This window comes from Burkholderia sp. RF4-BP95, assembly GCF_001521985.1.
Classification (GTDB): domain Bacteria; phylum Pseudomonadota; class Gammaproteobacteria; order Burkholderiales; family Burkholderiaceae; genus Burkholderia; species Burkholderia diffusa.
In genome coordinates this window covers 190,469-208,082 of record NZ_LOSX01000011.1, presented here as the reverse complement: position 1 = coordinate 208,082, position 17,614 = coordinate 190,469, and the positions used below count along the sequence as shown (strand labels likewise).

At 68.5% G+C, this 17,614-nt stretch carries 16 protein-coding genes; 7 read left to right on the top strand and 9 right to left on the bottom strand.

What is annotated here, in order from left to right; genetic code table 11:
- Positions 1 to 154: 154 nt before the first annotated feature.
- Together WS46_RS03510 and WS46_RS03505 are read left to right on the top strand one after the other, a co-directional pair.
- Complete coding sequence (locus WS46_RS03510) at positions 155 to 1,060, top strand: HTH-type transcriptional regulator ArgP (protein WP_059689302.1); 906 nt, start codon at positions 155 to 157, stop codon at positions 1,058 to 1,060.
- Between the two features lie 159 nt (positions 1,061 to 1,219).
- Positions 1,220 to 1,432 carry a DUF1059 domain-containing protein gene (locus WS46_RS03505; protein ID WP_059528699.1) on the top strand — a complete coding sequence of 71 codons (213 nt, stop codon included), beginning with the start codon at positions 1,220 to 1,222 and terminating at the stop codon, positions 1,430 to 1,432.
- Positions 1,433 to 1,539: 107 nt separating this feature from the next.
- Here WS46_RS03505 and ltaE read toward each other — a convergent pair whose 3' ends face one another.
- The gene (gene ltaE, locus WS46_RS03500; protein WP_059528702.1) at positions 1,540 to 2,553 is read right to left on the bottom strand and encodes a low-specificity L-threonine aldolase; all 1,014 of its coding nucleotides are present in this window, start codon (positions 2,551 to 2,553) and stop codon (positions 1,540 to 1,542) included.
- Between the two features lie 413 nt (positions 2,554 to 2,966).
- Between ltaE and WS46_RS03495 the strand changes: the two genes are divergently transcribed.
- The 3 genes from WS46_RS03495 to WS46_RS03485 are packed head-to-tail and all read left to right on the top strand — an operon-like array spanning position 2,967 to position 5,577.
- Positions 2,967 to 4,388, top strand: a complete 1,422-nt coding sequence (locus WS46_RS03495; protein ID WP_059689301.1) for a cytochrome ubiquinol oxidase subunit I — start codon at positions 2,967 to 2,969, stop codon at positions 4,386 to 4,388.
- Positions 4,389 to 4,418: 30 nt separating this feature from the next.
- Complete coding sequence (cydB, locus tag WS46_RS03490; protein ID WP_059528706.1) at positions 4,419 to 5,426, top strand: cytochrome d ubiquinol oxidase subunit II; 1,008 nt, start codon at positions 4,419 to 4,421, stop codon at positions 5,424 to 5,426.
- Positions 5,398 to 5,577, top strand: a complete 180-nt coding sequence (locus WS46_RS03485; protein ID WP_059598950.1) for a hypothetical protein — start codon at positions 5,398 to 5,400, stop codon at positions 5,575 to 5,577. The genes cydB and WS46_RS03485 overlap by 29 nt, the downstream gene beginning before the upstream one ends.
- Positions 5,578 to 5,680: 103 nt before the next feature.
- On the opposite strand, the gene WS46_RS03480 is transcribed toward WS46_RS03485, so the two are convergent.
- From WS46_RS03480 to WS46_RS03455, 6 genes are all read right to left on the bottom strand, one after another.
- The gene (locus tag WS46_RS03480) at positions 5,681 to 5,875 is read right to left on the bottom strand and encodes a YqaE/Pmp3 family membrane protein (RefSeq protein ID WP_059528716.1); all 195 of its coding nucleotides are present in this window, start codon (positions 5,873 to 5,875) and stop codon (positions 5,681 to 5,683) included.
- Positions 5,876 to 5,952: 77 nt separating this feature from the next.
- Positions 5,953 to 6,501 (bottom strand): TIGR00725 family protein, encoded by a 549-nt coding sequence (locus WS46_RS03475; RefSeq protein ID WP_059689300.1) that lies wholly within the window; start codon positions 6,499 to 6,501, stop codon positions 5,953 to 5,955.
- Entirely contained in the window at positions 6,479 to 7,309 is an 831-nt protein-coding gene (locus WS46_RS03470) for an ABC transporter permease (RefSeq protein WP_059689299.1), read from the bottom strand. Before WS46_RS03470 ends, WS46_RS03475 begins: the two co-directional genes overlap by 23 nt.
- A gap of 10 nt (positions 7,310 to 7,319) precedes the next feature.
- A complete protein-coding gene (locus WS46_RS03465) occupies positions 7,320 to 8,408 on the bottom strand; it encodes an extracellular solute-binding protein (RefSeq protein ID WP_059689298.1) in 1,089 nt (362 codons plus the stop codon).
- A gap of 35 nt (positions 8,409 to 8,443) precedes the next feature.
- Positions 8,444 to 9,475 carry an ABC transporter ATP-binding protein gene (locus WS46_RS03460; RefSeq protein WP_059689297.1) on the bottom strand — a complete coding sequence of 344 codons (1,032 nt, stop codon included), beginning with the start codon at positions 9,473 to 9,475 and terminating at the stop codon, positions 8,444 to 8,446.
- 7 nt (positions 9,476 to 9,482) lie between these two features.
- On the bottom strand, positions 9,483 to 10,334 hold the full coding sequence (locus WS46_RS03455) for an ABC transporter permease (RefSeq protein WP_059689296.1): 852 nt from the start codon (positions 10,332 to 10,334) through the stop codon (positions 9,483 to 9,485).
- A 162-nt stretch (positions 10,335 to 10,496) separates the two neighbouring features.
- On the opposite strand from WS46_RS03455, the gene WS46_RS03450 reads away from it, so the two are divergent.
- Positions 10,497 to 11,393 (top strand): LysR substrate-binding domain-containing protein, encoded by an 897-nt coding sequence (locus WS46_RS03450; protein WP_059689295.1) that lies wholly within the window; start codon positions 10,497 to 10,499, stop codon positions 11,391 to 11,393.
- A 62-nt stretch (positions 11,394 to 11,455) separates the two neighbouring features.
- Here WS46_RS03450 and WS46_RS03445 read toward each other — a convergent pair whose 3' ends face one another.
- Positions 11,456 to 13,132, bottom strand: coding sequence for an alkaline phosphatase family protein (locus WS46_RS03445; RefSeq protein ID WP_059689294.1), 1,677 nt, complete (start codon positions 13,130 to 13,132; stop codon positions 11,456 to 11,458).
- Positions 13,133 to 13,423: 291 nt separating this feature from the next.
- Here WS46_RS03445 and WS46_RS03440 point away from each other — a divergent pair, with 291 nt between their 5' ends.
- The gene (locus WS46_RS03440; protein ID WP_059448952.1) at positions 13,424 to 13,645 is read left to right on the top strand and encodes a hypothetical protein; all 222 of its coding nucleotides are present in this window, start codon (positions 13,424 to 13,426) and stop codon (positions 13,643 to 13,645) included.
- Positions 13,646 to 13,714: 69 nt separating this feature from the next.
- Here the strand turns inward: WS46_RS03440 and WS46_RS03435 are convergent, their stop codons facing one another.
- A complete protein-coding gene (locus WS46_RS03435) occupies positions 13,715 to 17,518 on the bottom strand; it encodes a DUF748 domain-containing protein (RefSeq protein ID WP_059689293.1) in 3,804 nt (1,267 codons plus the stop codon).
- Between the last annotated feature and the right edge of the window lie 96 nt (positions 17,519 to 17,614).

The window sequence follows — 17,614 nt, the reverse complement described above, 5'->3', positions numbered from 1 at the left end:
GTGTATCGCCGGCGCGCGGGGCGCACGTTCATACAGCGTAGTTCAAAACACGCGCGCCACCGGCGGCGAGACGTCATGCCGCGCCCGGAGCGTCGCGCGCGCTGCCTTACACTACCGCCTGTTCTCGTCTTACGTTCACAGGAATTGCGCCGACATGTCGATGACGATCGATCCGAAGCAGGCCGCCGCGCTGCTGGCCGTCGCCGACACCGGCAGCTTCGAGCAGGCCGCCGTGCGCCTGCACGTGACCGCGTCCGCCGTCACGCAGCGCGTGCGCGCGCTGGAGGCGAGCCTCGGCACGCCGCTCGTGCTGCGCGCGCGACCGTGCCGGCCGACGGTGGCCGGACAGCGCGTGCTGCAGCACCTGCGCCGCGTCGCGCTGCTGCAGGCCGACCTGCAAAGCACGCTCGCGGCCGAACGCGAATCGCCGATCTCCGTCACGATCGCGCTGAACTCCGACAGCCTCGGCACCTGGTTCCTGCCCGCCCTGACGTCGGTGCTCGCGGGCGAGCGCATCCTGTTCGAGCTGATCGTCGAAGACCAGGATCACACGTTCGCGTTGCTCGAAAGCGGGATGGCCGTCGGTTGCGTGACGACCGAGCCGAAACCGATGCGCGGCTGCGTCGCGACGCCGCTCGGCACGATGCGCTACCGCCTGCTCGCGGCCGCCGCGTTCGCGGTGCGCTGGTTTCCACGCGGGCTGAACCGCACGAGCGCGCGCCATGCGCCCGTCGTCGCATATTCGCGGCGCGACACGCTGCAGTCCACGTTCCTGAAGGAGAAATTCGGGTTGCCCCAAGGCGCGTATCCGTGCCATTACGTGCCGGGCACGCACGCGCATTTCGCGGCGGTGCGACACGGGCTCGGCTACGCGATGGTGCCGGAGCCGCTGATCGGGAGCGCGCCGCTCGACGCGCAGGGGCTCGTCGATCTCGCGCCCATGCATCCGACCGATATCGCGCTGTACTGGCACGCATGGACCGTGCAGTCGCCGACGATGGCGTCGCTGTCCGCGCGGGTGGTCGAAGCGGCGCGCCGGCTGCTCGCGCCGCTGCCGTGACCCGCGGGCGACCGACGTCGCCGGCGCGGCACGCGGTGCGGTACGCGTGACGGCGAGCAACCGCGCCGCGCCGCCTATACTTTTTTCATCGGCCTCGCGAACGCGCCGCGCGGTCGATCCAGCACATCCGGCCGTTCCCTGTCCCGTGAGGAGAACATCATGTCCCGCCGCTATATCGACTGCCGCGAGTTTCCCAGCGCGATGCACTGCTCGATCGCGATTTCCGCCGACTCCGACAACGAGCTACTGGAGGCCGCCGTGCAGCATGCGGTCTCGGTGCACCAGCACACCGACAGCGCCGAACTCCGCACGCAGCTGAAAGCGCTGTTCCGCGACGGCACGCCGCCCGCCGACATGCCCCGGCAAGCGTAATCCGCCCGCACGCCGGATATCGGCAGACGGGCGGCACTACCGCCACGTCGCCGCCCCACTCCCGCTTCGCGCCGCGCGGGCGCCTCCGCCGGCCGGCGCATTCCGCCTTACGCGCGCCGCTGTGCGAAATACGCGCCGACCGCGTCGATGAAGGTATCGATGTCCGCGCGCGACACGTCGCAATGCGTGACGAAGCGCGACGCGTACAGCATCTGCGTGAGGATTCCGCGTTCCTTGAGCCACGCCTCGAGCGGCGCGCAATCGGCTTCGGGGAATTGCGCGAACACCATGTTCGTCGCATGCGACAGCACCTTCACCGGCTCGATGCGCGCGAGGCCCGCGGCGAGATGCGCGGCGTTCGCGTGATCGTCGGCCAGCCGTTCGACGTTGTGGTCGAGCGCATAGAGACAAGCCGCCGCGAGAATGCCCGACTGGCGCATCCCGCCGCCCAGCACCTTGCGCCAGCGCTGCGCGCGCTCGACCAGCGCGCGATTGCCGACCAGCACCGAACCGACCGGCGCGCCGAGCCCTTTCGAGAAGCAGATCGACACGGTATCGAACGGCGCACACAGTTCCGCGATCGGACGGCCGGACGCAACGGCCGCATTGCACACGCGCGCGCCGTCGAGGTGCGTGGCCAGCCCGCGGGCGCGCGCGAGCGCGACGGCTTCCTGGACATAGCCGTCCGGCAACACCTGGCCGCCGATCGTGTTTTCGAGCGCGAGCAGGCGCGTGCGGGCGAAGTGATTGTCGAGCGGCTTGATCGCCGCGGCGATCTTCGCGAGCGGCAGCGTGCCGTCGGGCGCGTTCTCGATCGGCTGCGGCTGGATGCTGCCGAGCACGGCCGCACCGCCACCTTCGTACTTGTACGTGTGCGCGAGCTGCCCGACGATGTATTCGTCGCCGCGTTCGCAATGGGCCATCAGCGCGGCCAGATTGCTCTGCGTGCCGCTCGGGAAGAACAGGCCGGCTTCCTTGCCGGCCCGCTCGGCCGTCACCGCCTGCAGGCGCAGCACGGTCGGGTCGTCGCCCCAAACGTCGTCGCCGACTTCGGCGGCAGTCATCGCGGCCAGCATCGCCTGGCTCGGACGTGTCACGGTATCGCTGCGCAAATCGATCATCTTCGTGCCCTGAGTGAATGCGGACCGGAACCGATGCGCCCGGCCCTGCCGAAACGAGACTCAGAGTGTACGCAATTCGCGCAGCGCTTGCCGATGCATCGCACCGCCCGATCCGGGCACGACCGGCACGGCGCACACACTCCGCGCCGGCGCGTCGTTCCCGTGATGCGACGCGCCATATTGCCGCACATGCGGCAGACCGCCACGCTGCCGGCGCCTGCGGCGCGCGTCGCGATCTTGATACGAATCAACGATTTATCCCGAAACCGCCCGTGAAGGGCTGGACATCTGCGACGAGTTGGCGCATTTCGCGGCGCAACATCGCGGCACATACTCCAGCCAACCCCGATGCCCCGTCGGCCGGGGTCCGCCGGCACCCCGCCGGCGGGTATCGTCAGCTTCGGTCAACTGGTATGGACACCGCTTTTTCGGCCCTCGATCTGGCCCGCCTGCAATTCGCGTTCACCGTCTCCTTTCACATCGTCTTCCCGGCGCTGAGCATCGGCCTCGCCAGCTTCATCGCCGTGCTCGAATATCGCTGGCTGAAGACCGGCAAGCAGTATTACAAAACCCTCTGCCTGTTCTGGTCGAAGATCTTCGCCGTCGCGTTCGGGATGGGCGTCGTCTCCGGCGTGGTGATGAGCTATCAGTTCGGCACGAACTGGTCGGGCTTTTCGAGCTTCGCCGGCGCCGTCACCGGGCCGCTGCTGATGTACGAGGTGATGACCGCGTTCTTCCTCGAAGCCGGCTTCCTCGGCATCATGCTGTTCGGCTGGAATCGCGTCAGCCCGCGCGCGCACTTCGGCGCGACGCTGATGGTCGCGATCGGCACGCTGATCTCGACGTTCTGGATCCTCGCGTCGAACAGCTGGATGCAGACGCCGCAGGGGTTCGAGATCGTCGACGGCCGCGTCGTGCCGACCGACTGGTTCGCGATCATCTTCAACCCGTCGTTCCCGTACCGCCTGTTCCACATGGCGATCGCCGCGTTCATCGTCGCCGCGCTGGTCGTGGCCGCGACGGGTGCATGGCACCTGCTGAAGGGCCGCCGCGACAAGGGCGTGAAGAAGATGTTCTCGATGGCGCTGTGGCTGCTGCTGGTACTCGCGCCGCTGCAGGCCGTGATCGGCGACCAGCACGGCATCAACACGCTGAAGCACCAGCCGGCGAAGATCGCCGCGATCGAAGGGCTGTGGGAGACCGAAAAGGGCGGCACGGCGCTCAACCTGTTCGGCATTCCGGACATGAAGGCCGAAACGACCCGCTACGCGGTGAAGGTGCCGCACCTCGGCAGCCTGATCCTCACGCACAGCTGGGACGGTGAGATCCGCGGGCTCAAGGACTTCCCGCCCGAAGACCGCCCGAATTCGACGGTCGTGTTCTGGAGCTTCCGGATCATGGTCGGCCTCGGCTTCGCGATGATCGGTCTCGCCGCGCTCGCATGGCTGCTGCGCCGCCGCGGCGGCCTGTATGAATCGAAGTGGTTCCAGCGCTTCGCGCTCGTGATGGGCCCGACCGGCTTCGTGTCGCTGCTCGCGGGCTGGGTGACGACCGAAGCGGGCCGCCAGCCGTGGGTCGTCTATGGCGTGATGCGCACCGCGCAGGCCGTGTCGCCGCTGTCGGTGCAGCAGGTCAGCCTGTCGATGATGACGTTCGTGATCGTGTATTTCCTCGTGTTCGGCACCGGCGTGTACTACATGCTGAAGCTGATGAAGGCCGGCCCCGCGCTGCCCGACGTCGGGCACGACGCACAGCACGGCGAGCCCGACACGCGCCCCGACCATACCGCGCGCCGCCCGATGTCGGCCGTCGACGAGCTGATCGAGACCGTCTGAGCCCCTTCATATTCGCAAACGAGAAAACCTATGGACGTCACCGTAATCTGGGCCGCGATCATCGCATTGGGGCTCTTCATGTACGTCGTGCTCGACGGCTTCGACCTCGGCATCGGCATCGTCTTCCCGTTCTTCCCGGACGAGAAGGAACGCGACCTGATGATGAACACCGTCGCGCCCGTGTGGGACGGCAACGAGACGTGGCTCGTGCTCGGCGGCGCCGGGCTGTTCGCGGTGTTCCCGATCGTCTATTCGACGGTGCTGTCGGCGCTGTACCTGCCGCTGATCTTCATGCTGGTGTGCCTGATCTTCCGCGGCGTATCGTTCGAGATCCGCGCGAAGGCGCGGCGCACGAAGCAGCTGTGGGACCTCGCGTTCATCGGCGGCTCGGCCGGCGCGACGCTGTTCCAGGGGATCGCGCTCGGCGCGTTCCTGCAGGGCATCGACGTGAAGGACGGCGTGTTCGCGGGCGGCGCGTTCGACTGGCTCACGCCGTTCAGCCTGCTGACCGGCCTCGGCCTGCTTGTGACCTATGCGCTGCTCGGCTGCTGCTGGCTCGTCGCGAAGACGGAAGGCGACCTGCAGCGGCGCCTCCATCGCGTCGTGTGGCCGCTGACGGTCGTGCTGCTCGGCTTCATCGCGGTCGTCAGCCTGTGGACGCCGCTGCAGGACCCGGCCATCGCGCAGCGCTGGTTCGATTCGGGGCTGTTCTGGCGCCTGCTGCCGGTGCCGTTCCTGGTCGCCGGGTGCGCGGTGTGGATGCGTCGCGCGGTGCGCGACCGGCACGACATGACGCCGTTCGTGCTGGCGCTGGCGCTCGTGCTGCTCGGCTACGTCGGCCTGCTCGTCACGATGTTCCCGTATGCGATTCCGCAGACGATGACGATCTGGGAAGCCGCGGCACCGCGTTCGAGCCAGACCTTCACGCTCGTCGGCGCAGCGGTTATCCTCCCGATCATCATCGCCTACACGACGATGGGTTACTGGGTATTCCGAGGCAAGGTGCGCCATGAAGACCAGCATTACTACCACCACTGATTCCGCCGCTCGCCAGCCCGACGCGCCGCGGCCGCGGATGCGCGGCTGGATGTGGTTCGTCGTGCTGTGGGCGGGCGGCGTGCTCGGTGCCGTCACGCTCGGCTATGCGTTCAAGATCTTCATGAACCTGACGCTGTTTGCGGTGAAGTAGGCCGCGCGGCCGCTTCGATCGAACGACGATCGGGGCGGCCGTTTTCATATCGCCGGCCGGTTTTTCCGATTCGCCGACCTCGCCGGCGCCGCGCGCCTCTCCCCTACCCCCGCTCGCGCAGCGCCGCCTCGATCTTGCGATCGGTCTTGTACTGGCTCAGCGCATACACCGACCAGATCGCGGCCGGCAGCCAGCCGATGATCGTGAGCTGCAGGATCAGGCAGATGACGCCGGCGATCGGGCGGCCGATCGTGAAGAACTGGAACCACGGCAGCAAGAGGGCAAGCAGCAGACGCATCGGATTTCCTTTTCACATCGTTGACGAACACCGTACGCGGCCAATATGGCGCGTCATGCGCCCCATTTCAAGTCGCGCTACGCGGAGGCGGACAGCCATCGCGCAACACGCGCGACGAGCGGGTCTGCTTCGTCGAAACGCTCGACGCCCGCCACCTGCGGCGCGTCGCAGATCCCGAACACCGGCTTGCCCCATTGCAGCCCCAGCGCGATTTCCGACAGCGTGCCGAGCCCGCCGCCGACCGCGATCAGGCACACGGACGCACGCGCGATCAGCGCATTGCGCGTGATGCCGAGCCCGGTCGGCAGCGCGACGGTCAGATACGGATTCGCGTCCCGCGCGTCATCCTCGGGCAGCAGCCCGATCGCGCATCCGCCCGCGGCCCGCGCGCCGCGCGCCGCGGCCTCCATCACGCCCTGCTTGCCGCCGCCGACGATCGCGAGGCCCGTCGCCGCGATCCCGTGCGCGATCCGCTCGGCGACGGCGAGCTGCGCGTGCGTCGCGTCGCGCGGCCCGATCACGCCGACCGGCATCCGATGCCGTTGCGCGCCGCGCTGTCGCTGCGCGAGTTGCGCCAGCGCGTCGCGCGCGTCGTTCGACCATTCAATGACGTCGTTGCCGTGCAAGTCCTTCCCCCAGTGCAAGAACGCAGGTGCAAAGCGCCGTCAGCACGATCGACAGCACGGCGGCCTGCGAGAAATCGGTCTGTCCGTCGGACAGCTTCAGATACATCAGCAGCGGCAGGATGTTGACCTGCGTGCCGGCCAGCGCGAGCGCCGTGCCGTACGTGCCGAGCGCGATCGCAGCCACGAGGCACCACGCGGACGCAATCGACGGCCACAACTCGCGCCACGCGACGTCGAACCACGCGCGCCACGGCCGCGCGCCGAGCGTCAGCGCCGCCTCGAGCGGCCGCCGGTCGAGATTCGCGAGCGCCGGGTAGAGCATCAGCGCGACGCGCGGGATCAGGTAATACGCATAGGCGAACGCGAGCCCCGGCATCGAGTAGATCGCGCCGCCGACCACGGTCGGGTCCGCGCCGAGCGACGCCAGCAGCATCGTGACGAAACCGGCGCGGCCGAACACGAGGATGAAGCCGTACGCGATCACGAGGCCGGAGAAGGCGAGCGGCACGCCGAGCAGCGCCAGCGACCAGCGGCGCCGCGCCGGCGACTGCCCGGCCAGCACGAACGCGACCGGCACGCCGACGGCGACGGACAGCGTGCCGGCGCCGATCGCGAGCGCCAGCGAATGCACGATCGCGTCGGCGACGAGCGGATCGCCGAACACCGCGGCGAACGCGCGGCCGCCGCCGTCGAACGCGGCGCCGACGAGCGCGCCGAGCGGCAGCACGAAGCACACCGCGAACAGCGCGGCCGCCGGCGCCGCGCCGTAGCGGCGCAGCACGCCATCCCGCATGGACGAAACCCGCATCGCGCGCCCCTTACTTGCCGAGCGTGGCCTGCGACCAGAGCTGGTCGACTTCGGCCTTGTGCGTCGCGGCCTTCGCGACGTCGAGCGGACGCACCTGCGGCGCGTTCGGCAGCTTCGCCGCGACGTCCTGCGCGACCGGCGTGCCGGGCACGGCCGGGCGCACGTAGCCCTGCGCGAACAGCCCCTGCCCGACGTCGCTCATCACGAGGTTGAGCCACAACTGCGCGGCGGCCGGATTCGGTCCGTTCTTCACGAGACTCATCGCATACGGCGCCGATACGCTGCCGTCCTGCGGAATCACGACTTCGGCCGCATCGCCCATGCCGTCCGTGTACTTGGCCTTGAGCCCGTCGTTCTCGTAGCCGATCAGGATCGGAATCTCGCCCTTGACGAATTTCGCGTACGGCGTCGTCCCCTCGACGCGCAGCACGTTGCCCGCCTGCTTCAGCTTGCCGAAGAACTCCGCGCCCGGCTTCGGGTTGTCGACGCTGCCGCCGTTCGCATACGCAGCGGCGAACACGGCGACCTGCCCCTGCCCGGTCGAGCGCGGGTCGAGATAGACGACCGCATTGCGATATTCGGGTTTCAGCAGGTCGGACCAGCGCTGCGGCACGTTCTTCACGAGCTTCTTGTTGACGAGCAACGCGATGTTCAGCGAGTGCACCGCGAACCAGCGGCCGTCGGCCGCGCGGAACACCGCGGGCAGCTTGTCGAAATTGACCGGCTTGAACGGCGCGACGACGTCCTTGGACGTCGCATCGAGCGCCGACGCCGCGAAGTAGTAGGCCGTGTCGGCCTGCGGGCGACGTCGCGACTTGTCGAGCGCGACGACCGTGGCCGCCGATCCGATGTCGTTGTACGTGATCTCGACCTTCGGGTAACGCTTGCGGAATTCGGCGAACAGCGACTTCCAGTTCGCCCACTCCGGGCCCGTGTCGAACGACACGACGAGCCCTTCGTCGGCGGCCTTCTCGTACAGCGCATCCTCGCCCGGATACAGCGGCGCGGCATGGGCCAGCGCCGGCGCGAGGGTCGCGAACGCGCAGAGCGCCAGCAGGCGGCGGCGCGTCGCATGAAGAATGTGGCGGCGTGCGGACATCGTGATTCTCCGTTGAATGAATAGGTCGCCCGCGCTCACGCGGCGGGCAGCACGAGCAAATGGCGCGGCTCGATCGACACGCAGCGCGCGGGCAGTTCGCGCCCTTCGCCGAGCAGTGCGTCGGTCGCGCCGACGGGCACGAAATCGAAGCGCTGTGTCGCGCCGAAGTAGCGCACCTCGCCGACCCGGCCATCGATGCGGTTCGCGACATACACGGGGGGATCGGGCTGCAGGTGTTCCGGACGGATCAGCACCTCGACCGGGTCGCCCGGCCGGTGCGCACCCGTATCCGCGCACAGCGTCGTGAACCGCACGTCGACCGCGCCATGTGCGAGCACACGGCCGCGCAGCAGCGTCGAATGGCCGACGAAACGCGCGACCTGCGCGGTCGCCGGACGCTCGTACAGGTCGCGCGGGGTGCCGGCCTGCAGCATGCGTCCGCCGTCGACGATCGCCACGCGGTCGGCCATGCTGAGCGCTTCGTCCTGGTCGTGCGTGACGAGCAGCGTCGTCGCGCCGCATGCGCGCTGCAGCGCGCGGATCTCGTCGCGCAGCTGGTGGCGAATGCCGGCGTCGAGCGCCGCGAGCGGCTCGTCGAGCAGCAGCAGCTTCGGTTCGATCACGAGCGCGCGGGCCAGCGCGACGCGCTGCTGCTGCCCCCCGGACAGCAGCGCCGTGCCGCGCCCGGCCTGCGCGGCGAGGCCGACACGTTCGAGCATCTCGAGCGCGCGGCGGCGGCGCGGCGCCGCGGCCATGCCGCGCATCTTCAGGCCATAGGCGACGTTGTCGACGACCGACAGGTTCGGAAACAGCGCGTAGTGCTGAAACACCATCCCGACCTCGCGCTGCCACACCGGCACGCCGGCCATGTCGCGGCCGCCGATCGCGATACGGCCGCGGTAGCCGTCGAGCAGGCCGGCGGCGAGGCGCAGCAGCGTCGATTTGCCGGAGCCGCTGCGGCCCATCACGGCGAGCAGTTCGCCCTGGGCCGCGGACAGCGTGACCGCGTCGACGCCGTGACGGGCGCCCGGATACTGGAAGCTGACGTTTTCGAAATCGAGACTCATGACGGTTTCACTTCAGGCGTTGCACGGTGAAGACGGAGGCGAGCGTCGCGAGCACGGCGAGGACGAGCAGCACGACGGTCGCCGCGCAGGCCATCCCGGACGCGCCGTAGAACGCCTGCAGCAGCACGATCGGATAGTTGCGGTAACGGAAGCCGGCGATGAGGTTCGAGATCTGGAATTCGCCGATCGACAGCGCGGCGACCATCACGAGGCCGGAGAACAGGCTGTGCCGCAGGTTCGGCAGCACGATCGTGACGAACTGGCGCAGCGGCGTCGCGCCGAGCGTCGCCGCACATGCCTCGAGATGCGCGAGGCCCAGGTGCCGCAGGTCGCTCAGCAGCGTCTGCAACAGGTACGGCAGCGTCAGCACGGCGTGCGCGGCGATCATCAGCGGCAGCGTGCCGAGCCACGGCAGCGCATCGCCGCTGAAGATCGCGATGTAGCCGAACCCGAGCGTCAGCGCCGGCACCGCGATCGGCATCAGCATCACGATGCGCGCCGCGAAGCCGCGGCCGGCCAGTGCGCGGTGATGCAGCGCATAGGCGAGCGGCAGCGCCAGCACGGCATTGATCGCGCAGCAGGCGAGCGCGACCACGAGGCTCGTGCCGAATGCGCGGGTGAAGCTGCGATTCGCGGCCAGATCAGCGAACCAGTGCGACGTGATGCCGGTCGGCAGCAGCGTGTTCGTCCACGACTGGCCGACCGAGCCGATCAGCAGCAGCACGATCGGCAGCGCGAGATACAGCCCGAACGCCGCGACGAACGCCCGCAGCAGCAGGCGTCCCGCCATCGCGCGCGGCCGTTTGTTACGACGAATCGGAATAGCTTCGGCAAGGGCCGGAGCGGATGGCGAATGCATGGCGAATCTCGCTGACGGACACGGAACGGGTCACGCAACGCCCGCCGGGCCGGGCCGGCACGCGTTGTCGTGACGGACGCAGTGTGCGGATCCGACATGGCATCGTCATGAAAAAAACGTACAACGCCCGCATCGATCTGTGCGCGCAAGGAATAGTTCGCCGTGAAGCACCTGTTTCCCAACGTCGCGGAGCTGCACGCGTTCGCGAGTTCCGTGAAGTACCTGAACTTCTCGTATGCGGCGCGCGAGCTTGGCCTGACGCCGAGCGCGGTCAGCCGGCAGATCGCGAATCTCGAGGCGCTGTTCGGCGTGAAGCTGTTCGTGCGCGAGGGGCGCAATCTCGCGCTCACGCGGGCCGGGCAGGTTTATCACGCGCGCGTGATCGGCCCGCTGCGCGAGATCGGCAACGCATCGATCGAATTGCTGAGCGCGCGCGAGGACAGCGACCTGCTGACGATCGCCAGCGTGCCGACCTTCACGACGAAGTGGCTGGTGCCGCGTCTCGCGCGCTTTCTGGCCGTCGCGCCGGCGGTCACGCTGAGTTTTCGCCGCCATCTCGCGCACGGCGACATGTTTCCGTTCGGACTCGACGCGGCGATCCGCTATGGGGACGGCGCATGGGAAGGCGTCCGGTGCGATTACCTGGACGGCCGCACGTTCGTGCCGGTCTGTTCCGGCGAATTCGCGACGCGGCATGCGCTGCGCACGCCCGCCGACACGGCCGCCGCGCCGCGGCTCGTGCACGAGCAGGCGGAAATCGCGTGGTCGCTCTGGGTGGAGCGCCATCGCGTCGCCCGGATGAACGCGCTCGCGGGGCCGCGCTTCGAACAGTATTCGGTGCTGATCCAGGCCGCGCAAGCCGGGCTCGGGCTCGCGCTCGTGCCGCGCTTCCTGATCGTCGACACGCTCGCGAGCGGCGCGCTCGTCGAACCGTTCGACGCGCCCGTCGACGTCGACGCGCAGGGGCACTACCTGTGCTACGCGCCGGAGCGCCTCGAGACGAGCGCCGCGCTGCGGCGCTTCAGGGAATGGATGCTCGACGAATGCGCGGACCGATGAGCGTGCCCGACAGGGCCGGGCACGCGTGGACGGCGCGTCGCCGTGCCGTCCGTCACGTTGCGTCAGTGGTCGATACCGAGCCCCGGCAGCACGTGCGTGTTCTCGGCCACGACCGCGTGCAGCAGCTTCGGTTCGGCGCCGAGCAGCCCGAGGATCGTCGGCGCGACCTGCTTCGTGCCGACGAGATCGCTCACGGTGCGCGCGCGGTGGAGGCCCGGATACGACACGAGCAGGCCGAGGTGGCTGTCGTCCGGCGCGTTGCCGCCGTGCTCCTCGTCCTTCTTCGTGCTCGACGTGTAGATCACGCCCGGATTCGGCTGGACGACGATGTCCGGCGTGCGGCCGTTCGCCGGATCGCCGAACCGGTCGGCCAGCGCCGCGCCGTACAGGATGTATGCCTGCGAGCCGTCGGCGCAGATCCCCGGCGCGTTGCAGCCGAGGTTCGCCTTCAGCGTCTGCACCACGGCCGTGCGCTGGCTGCGGTCGCGCAGCCAGATCAGGCCGACGTCGTCGGTCTGCACGAAGCCCGTGCCGACCAGGCCCGAACCGTCGTTCAGGTTGCCCGTCGTCGTGTTGTTCTGGCCGAAGTTGCCGTTCGGGTCGAGATAGTTGTTCGCTTCGAGCAGTTTCGTCAGCGTGTCGCCGTTCTTCACGAGCTTCGTGTGATCGGTCGGCGACTGGCCGTGCTTCGCCGTGACGATCACCGCCGTCGACGTGTACAGGTTGCGCTGCTTCAACTCGTTGACGATGCGGCCGATCGAATTGTCGACGTACGTGATCGCGTTCGCGACCTGGCCGTTCGGCGTGAAGTTCGCGTCGAGATAGCCGCCGCCCTTCGCAACCGGCGCCTTCTGCGCGACGCTGAGGGTCTGGAAGTTGGCGCCGAACAGCGTCGGCACCGGCGCGTTCTTCGTGCCGGTCGAGTCGCGGCCGTCGATCTGGTTGACCAGCGCCTGCACGTGCAGGTTGTCGAAGCGCGCGGTGTGCGAATAGACGTCGGTGTAGGCGGTGTTCGTCGCCGGGTCGATCGAGTTGATCTCGGTGCGCATCAGATCGTCGACGCCGGTGCCCGACGGGCCGTTCAGCCAGTCGTAGCCCCACGCGTGCTTGTCGGCCCATGCGGTGTATGCGTTCGGCACGCCGGCCTTGACGGCCTCGAACACCGTGTTGGTCTTCACGTAGTTGTGCGGATAGACCGGCACGCACTGGCCATTGACCTTCGCATGCGGGATCGCCTGCGGATTGAACGCGCCGCCGCCGTCGAGGTGCACGAGCGCGCCGCCGTTGATGGCGTCGATGCCGGTCGTCTCGTCGAACACGACGTTCCAGCCCTGCTTGCCCGAGCAGGTCGTGTCGCTCGGTGCATACAGATTGCGGTCGTACGACACGTCGTAGAACAGGCCGGCCGTCTTCGGCGAGCCGCCCGTCACGAGCGCCGCGAGGCCCGGGAACGAATCCGACAGGCCCGGCGTATAGGCGTTCGTGTATGTGACGCCGGTTTGCGCGAGCACCGCGATGTTCGGACACGTGTTCGCGCCGATGCAGCGCGCGAGGTCCTGCTCGTGCAGGCCGTCGACGCTGATCAGCAGCACGTGCTTCACGACGCGCCGGCCGTGGCCGGCGGCGTCGCCCTGACCGTTGCCGTCCTGCTGCGCGGCGTGGACACCCGCGCTTGCGAGCGCCAGCGCGCCCGCCACCATCGCCGCCACCTTCCGCTGCTTACCAAGGAAAGACATCATCACCCCACCTCATCGATTGACGTTGAACTGCGTGACCTGCCAACAGGCGCGCAAAATATGGCGGGATCGTGCGGCGCTCCGATGAAGCGGGGCTTTCTGTTTTCTGTCAAACGTAACCAATCGCAAATGACACGACGCCGTCGCAATGCAGGGTGCCCCAGGCGCACGCCGCGACGCGCGCACCGGGCCGGTGCAGGGTGCGCGCGATCGCCCGCCGCGCGATTTTTTTTCGTGCTTGGCGCATGACTATTGGCGTGTGATAAAGGGTTTTCCCTGACCCGGAGCACGACTATGTCGACCCTGGAAGCTCTCCGGTTCGTGCTGGACGATGCACGTACCCCCGAAATCATTCGCCATCACGTCGTCGACGCGCTGCAGTACGCGCTGCGCAACTACGGCCAGGTGTTCACCGCGAAGGAAGTCGAGTGGCTGACGCAGTGGGACGACGCCCGCCTGCCGCTGGCCGCGAGGAAGGAACTGGACAAGCGCGAACCGGCGATCGCCGAGCGCTGACAGGAAGGCGCGCCGCCGCGCCCGATTGCCGGTCGGGCGCGGCGGCGGCGGATGATGGCGTGACGCGGCTTACTGCAGGCCGAAGTCGACGCGCGTCGTCGCGCCCTTGTCCTCGATGCCCTTCGCATCGAGCTTCGGCGCCACGACGAACATGCGGCTCGAATCGATCTTGCCGTCGAGGTATTGGCGCACGGCCTCCGCGCGCCGCTGCGCGAGCGCGCGCAGCGCATTGTCGTCGGCCGGCGCGTGATCGGCGAGCGCCTGCTTCATGTCCGCATCGGGCAGCGTCTTCTGCAAGCCGATCAGGTTGCGCGGCTTCTTGAAGTCGGCGGCCTTGTACGCACGCGTCAGGTACTTGCTGTACTCGGCCGGTTCGACCTTCACCGACATCGGGTCGATGCTCTCGCCCTGGCCGACCACGTCCTTCAGCTTTTGCTGACGCACCAGGCGCTCGACGTACGCGTCGCGCAGCCCCGGCGTGTCCTTCGCCGGATCGACGCGGCCGATCAGGTCCAGCCGGATCGACGGCTTTTCGGTCAGCATCTTCACGACGGTGTCGAGCTTCTTCTGCTGCGCGTCGGTCAGCGCGTACGTGCCCGGCGCGAACTCGACGTAGCCGAGATCCTCGCCGCCGCTGCCGCCGAACGCGTTCGCGAGCAGCGTGAACGGCGACGTGACGGCCTTCGCGATCAGGTTCAGCACCGCGCGCCAGATCAGCCCGCCGACGCTGAACTCCGGATTCGACAGCGAGCCCGACACCGGCAGGTTCACGTCGATCTCGCCGCGCGTGTTCTTCAGGAGCGAGATCGCGAGCTTCACGGGCAGCTTCGTCGCCGTGTCGTTCTCGACGTGATCGCCGAACGTGAGCTGGTCGATGAAGATGTGGTTGTTCGCCTGCAGCTGATCGTTCGCGAGCTGGTAGTGCAGGTCGACGTTGAGCTTGCCCTTCGTGATCGGATAGCCGGCGTACTTCGCCGAATACGGCGTCAGGTTGGTCAGCTCGATGTCGTGCGCGGTCGCCGTGAGGTCCAGCGCCGGCTTGTCGATCAGCGGGTTCACCGAGCCCTTGATCGAGATCGGCCCGTTGCCCGCGAGGTTCGCGGCGACGTCGACCGGCGCGGACGTCGTCGAGTCCGTACCGAACGCGCCGACCGTCCCCTTGATCGCGACCAGATTCGCCGTGTAGTTCGGCTTGATGAAGTTGTCGGTGTAGGTCACGCGGCCGTTCTGCAGCAGGAGCTGGCCGAAATGCATGCGCACCGGATTCTGCGGCGGCGGCGCGGCCTTCACGACGACCGTCGCCGATGCGGCGGCCGGCGCGGACGCCTGCTGCACGGCCGCGGCCGATGCAGCCTGCGCGGCGGCCGGCGGCGTCACGCCCGGCGACAGCGGCACGGGTTCGCCCTTGCTCGCGTCGCGCGTGAGCGATTGCGCGGGGCCCGTCTCCTTCGCGACGACGTCCTTCAGGTTCAGCCGCCCCTGCGCATCGAGCAGCACGCGGCCGTAGAAGTTCGAGAACGTCACGCGCGCGGCGTCGACGTCGGTGCCCTTCTCGTCGTAGTTCACCTTCAGGTTCGACAGCGCGAGCGAGCGCCAGCCCGCGAACGGGTCGGACGTCGCCTTGTCGAGCATCCGCACGTCGACCAGCGCGACATCGCCGCGATAGGTCGCGCGCGGCGTGTCCTTCACCTGCGCGAACGTCAGGTTGCCCTGCGCGTTGAGCAGCGCGCTCGCGATGGTCGCGTTCAGCGCGCTGCCGAAGTACGGCTCGAACGCGGCCGCGTCGAGGCGGTTGCCGTTGATCTTCAGGCCGAGCTTCAGCGGCTGCGCGGTCACGTCGCCCGACACGTTCACCGAGCCCTTGCGGTTCAGCGTCGCCTTCAGTTGCACCGGCAGCGGCTTCGTCATGTCGTCGCTGATCTTCTGCACCGACAGGTCGAGCGGCTTGATCGCGAGCTTCACCGGACGCGGCGTCGACAGGTCCGTGAAGTTCGCGGACGACTCCTTCACGTTCAGCGCGTCGATCCGGTAATGCCACGACGGCGCGGCCGCCTCGGCCTTGCGCGCGACCGTGCGCCTGGGCACCGCCGCCTGCGCGGGTTCGGCCAGCGCGGCCAGGTCGATCTTGCCGTCCTTCAGGCGCTTCACGTCGAGCGCGAGCCCTGTCGCATCGACGCTCGCGATTTCCGCGGTGCGCGCGGCGACGTCGACCTTCGCGATCTTCGCGCTCGCGTCGGGCAGCACGATCGCGGGCGCCTTCGCGTCCGGCGTCGCGAGCTTCAGCGACTTCAGGCTCACCGTGCTGTCGGCGACCTGCGCGTCGAGCGGCGTCTTGCCCCAGTCGGCCTTCGCGTTGACGCTCGCGCCGAGCGTGCCGTCGAGCACGCGCGCGCGGGTCGCCTCGCCGAGATACGGCTGCAGCGCCGGCAACGCGAGCGCGTCGACCGTCAGCTTCGTGTCGGCCTGCTTCGCGGCCAGGCTGAACGCGCCTTCGGCCTTCACGTCACCGCCGCGCGACAGCGACGTCGACAGCGTGTATTTCGCGGGCGTCTTGCCCTGCAGCGTGAAGCCGTCGAGCGTCGCGGCGAGCTTCGTCAGCGACAGCGCGGTCGGCGTCGCGGGCACGCGGTCGTCGACGTTGATCGTGCCGCCGTCGATCGCGAAATGACGGATCGTCAGGTCGAGCGGCGGCGCTTCCTTCGCGGCGGCTTCGGCCTTCGCGCCGCTCGCGGCGTTGGCGGCGGCGGCGGTCGATGCGGCGGCGCCCGACGCGGCAGGCTTGCCCGCGTCGGCCTTCGGCGCGGCGGCCGGCGTGCCGGCGAGCTTCTCGACGTTCAGCACGCCCTGCTTGTCGCGCGCCAGGTCGACGACCGGCTGGTCGAGCCGGATCTCGTCGAAATGCAGCACGTTGCGCAGCGGCTCGAGGCCGGCGGCCGCGACGTGCACGCCGCGCGCGGCGAACAGCGGCGCGGACGCGCGGTCGGTCACCTTCGCGTCGTTGAGATCCACGGTGCCCGACACGCGCAGCGACGGCGTGGCGCCGCTCATCACGAAGTTCAGCGTGAGGTCGCTGCTCAGCAGGCCGCTGGTGACGATCACCGGCAGCTTCGCCGGCGCGTAGGAAATCAGCTTCGGCACGTCGAGCCGGTCGAACTTCAGCACGACTTCCGATTCGCGCGACAGCGCGAACGGCTTCGTTTTGCCGTCGATCGCGATCGGGCTGCCGTCGATTCGCGCGCGCAGCTTCGGCTGCACGAAGATGTCGGTCTTCGACGGCAGCGTCGCGATGAACGGAATGCCGAGCGTCCAGTTGTCGACCACGTGCTTTTCGTTCAGCAGGCGGTCGTCGAAGTCGATCCGCCCGTCGTTGACCTGAATGTTCGACACCGAGAAATGGGTCGGCTTGCTTTCGGGTTTGGACGGCGTCGAGAACTTCTCGATCAGGTCGGTGAAGTTGAAGCGTTGCGCGTCGTAGCGGACGATATGGAAGCGCGGCGAGTCGACGCGCACTTCGTTGACGATCGGCGCGCCGCGGAACAGCGACGACCACGACGGCCGCACGACGAGCTTGCCGATGTCGATGAAGTCGCCCTGGCCGCCGCGCTCGCCGACGTGTACGCCCTCGGCTTCGAGGTTCAGCGTGTACGGGTTCAGCGCGATGCGCTGGACGGTGGACGGCCGGCCGAGTTGCTGGCTCAGTTGCTGTTCGGCGATGTGGCGGATCAGCGGCGGCGCCGCGAAGAATCCGAGCAGTCCGAATAAAACGAGGAAGATCAGCACGCCGAGGCCGATACGTCGGGTCCGGCGCGAGCGTGCAACGCTGCCGAGGGCGTGGAAGGTCGAGGGTACGGTTTCTTTGTCTGCGCTTGACATGCTTGGATGCCTCGGGAATGGATGCCGGGCCGCGCCGGAAAACCGGCACGGCCGCGCACGCTATCCCGAAAGTATAGGCTCAGGTGGTGACGGAAC

Bases quoted from the DNA above. Each gene is read 5' to 3' on its own strand.
- WS46_RS03510 (WP_059689302.1), top strand. From the start codon at position 155: ATGTCGATGACGATCGATCCGAAGCAGGCCGCCGCGCTGCTGGCCGTC.
- WS46_RS03505 (WP_059528699.1), top strand. From the start codon at position 1,220: ATGTCCCGCCGCTATATCGACTGCCGCGAGTTTCCCAGCGCGATGCAC.
- ltaE (WP_059528702.1), bottom strand. From the start codon at position 2,553: ATGATCGATTTGCGCAGCGATACCGTGACACGTCCGAGCCAGGCGATG.
- WS46_RS03495 (WP_059689301.1), top strand. From the start codon at position 2,967: ATGGACACCGCTTTTTCGGCCCTCGATCTGGCCCGCCTGCAATTCGCG.
- cydB (WP_059528706.1), top strand. From the start codon at position 4,419: ATGGACGTCACCGTAATCTGGGCCGCGATCATCGCATTGGGGCTCTTC.
- WS46_RS03485 (WP_059598950.1), top strand. From the start codon at position 5,398: ATGAAGACCAGCATTACTACCACCACTGATTCCGCCGCTCGCCAGCCC.
- WS46_RS03480 (WP_059528716.1), bottom strand. From the start codon at position 5,875: ATGCGTCTGCTGCTTGCCCTCTTGCTGCCGTGGTTCCAGTTCTTCACG.
- WS46_RS03470 (WP_059689299.1), bottom strand. From the start codon at position 7,309: ATGCGGGTTTCGTCCATGCGGGATGGCGTGCTGCGCCGCTACGGCGCG.
- WS46_RS03465 (WP_059689298.1), bottom strand. From the start codon at position 8,408: ATGTCCGCACGCCGCCACATTCTTCATGCGACGCGCCGCCGCCTGCTG.
- WS46_RS03460 (WP_059689297.1), bottom strand. From the start codon at position 9,475: ATGAGTCTCGATTTCGAAAACGTCAGCTTCCAGTATCCGGGCGCCCGT.
- WS46_RS03455 (WP_059689296.1), bottom strand. From the start codon at position 10,334: ATGCATTCGCCATCCGCTCCGGCCCTTGCCGAAGCTATTCCGATTCGT.
- WS46_RS03445 (WP_059689294.1), bottom strand. From the start codon at position 13,132: ATGATGTCTTTCCTTGGTAAGCAGCGGAAGGTGGCGGCGATGGTGGCG.
- WS46_RS03440 (WP_059448952.1), top strand. From the start codon at position 13,424: ATGTCGACCCTGGAAGCTCTCCGGTTCGTGCTGGACGATGCACGTACC.
- WS46_RS03435 (WP_059689293.1), bottom strand. From the start codon at position 17,518: ATGTCAAGCGCAGACAAAGAAACCGTACCCTCGACCTTCCACGCCCTC.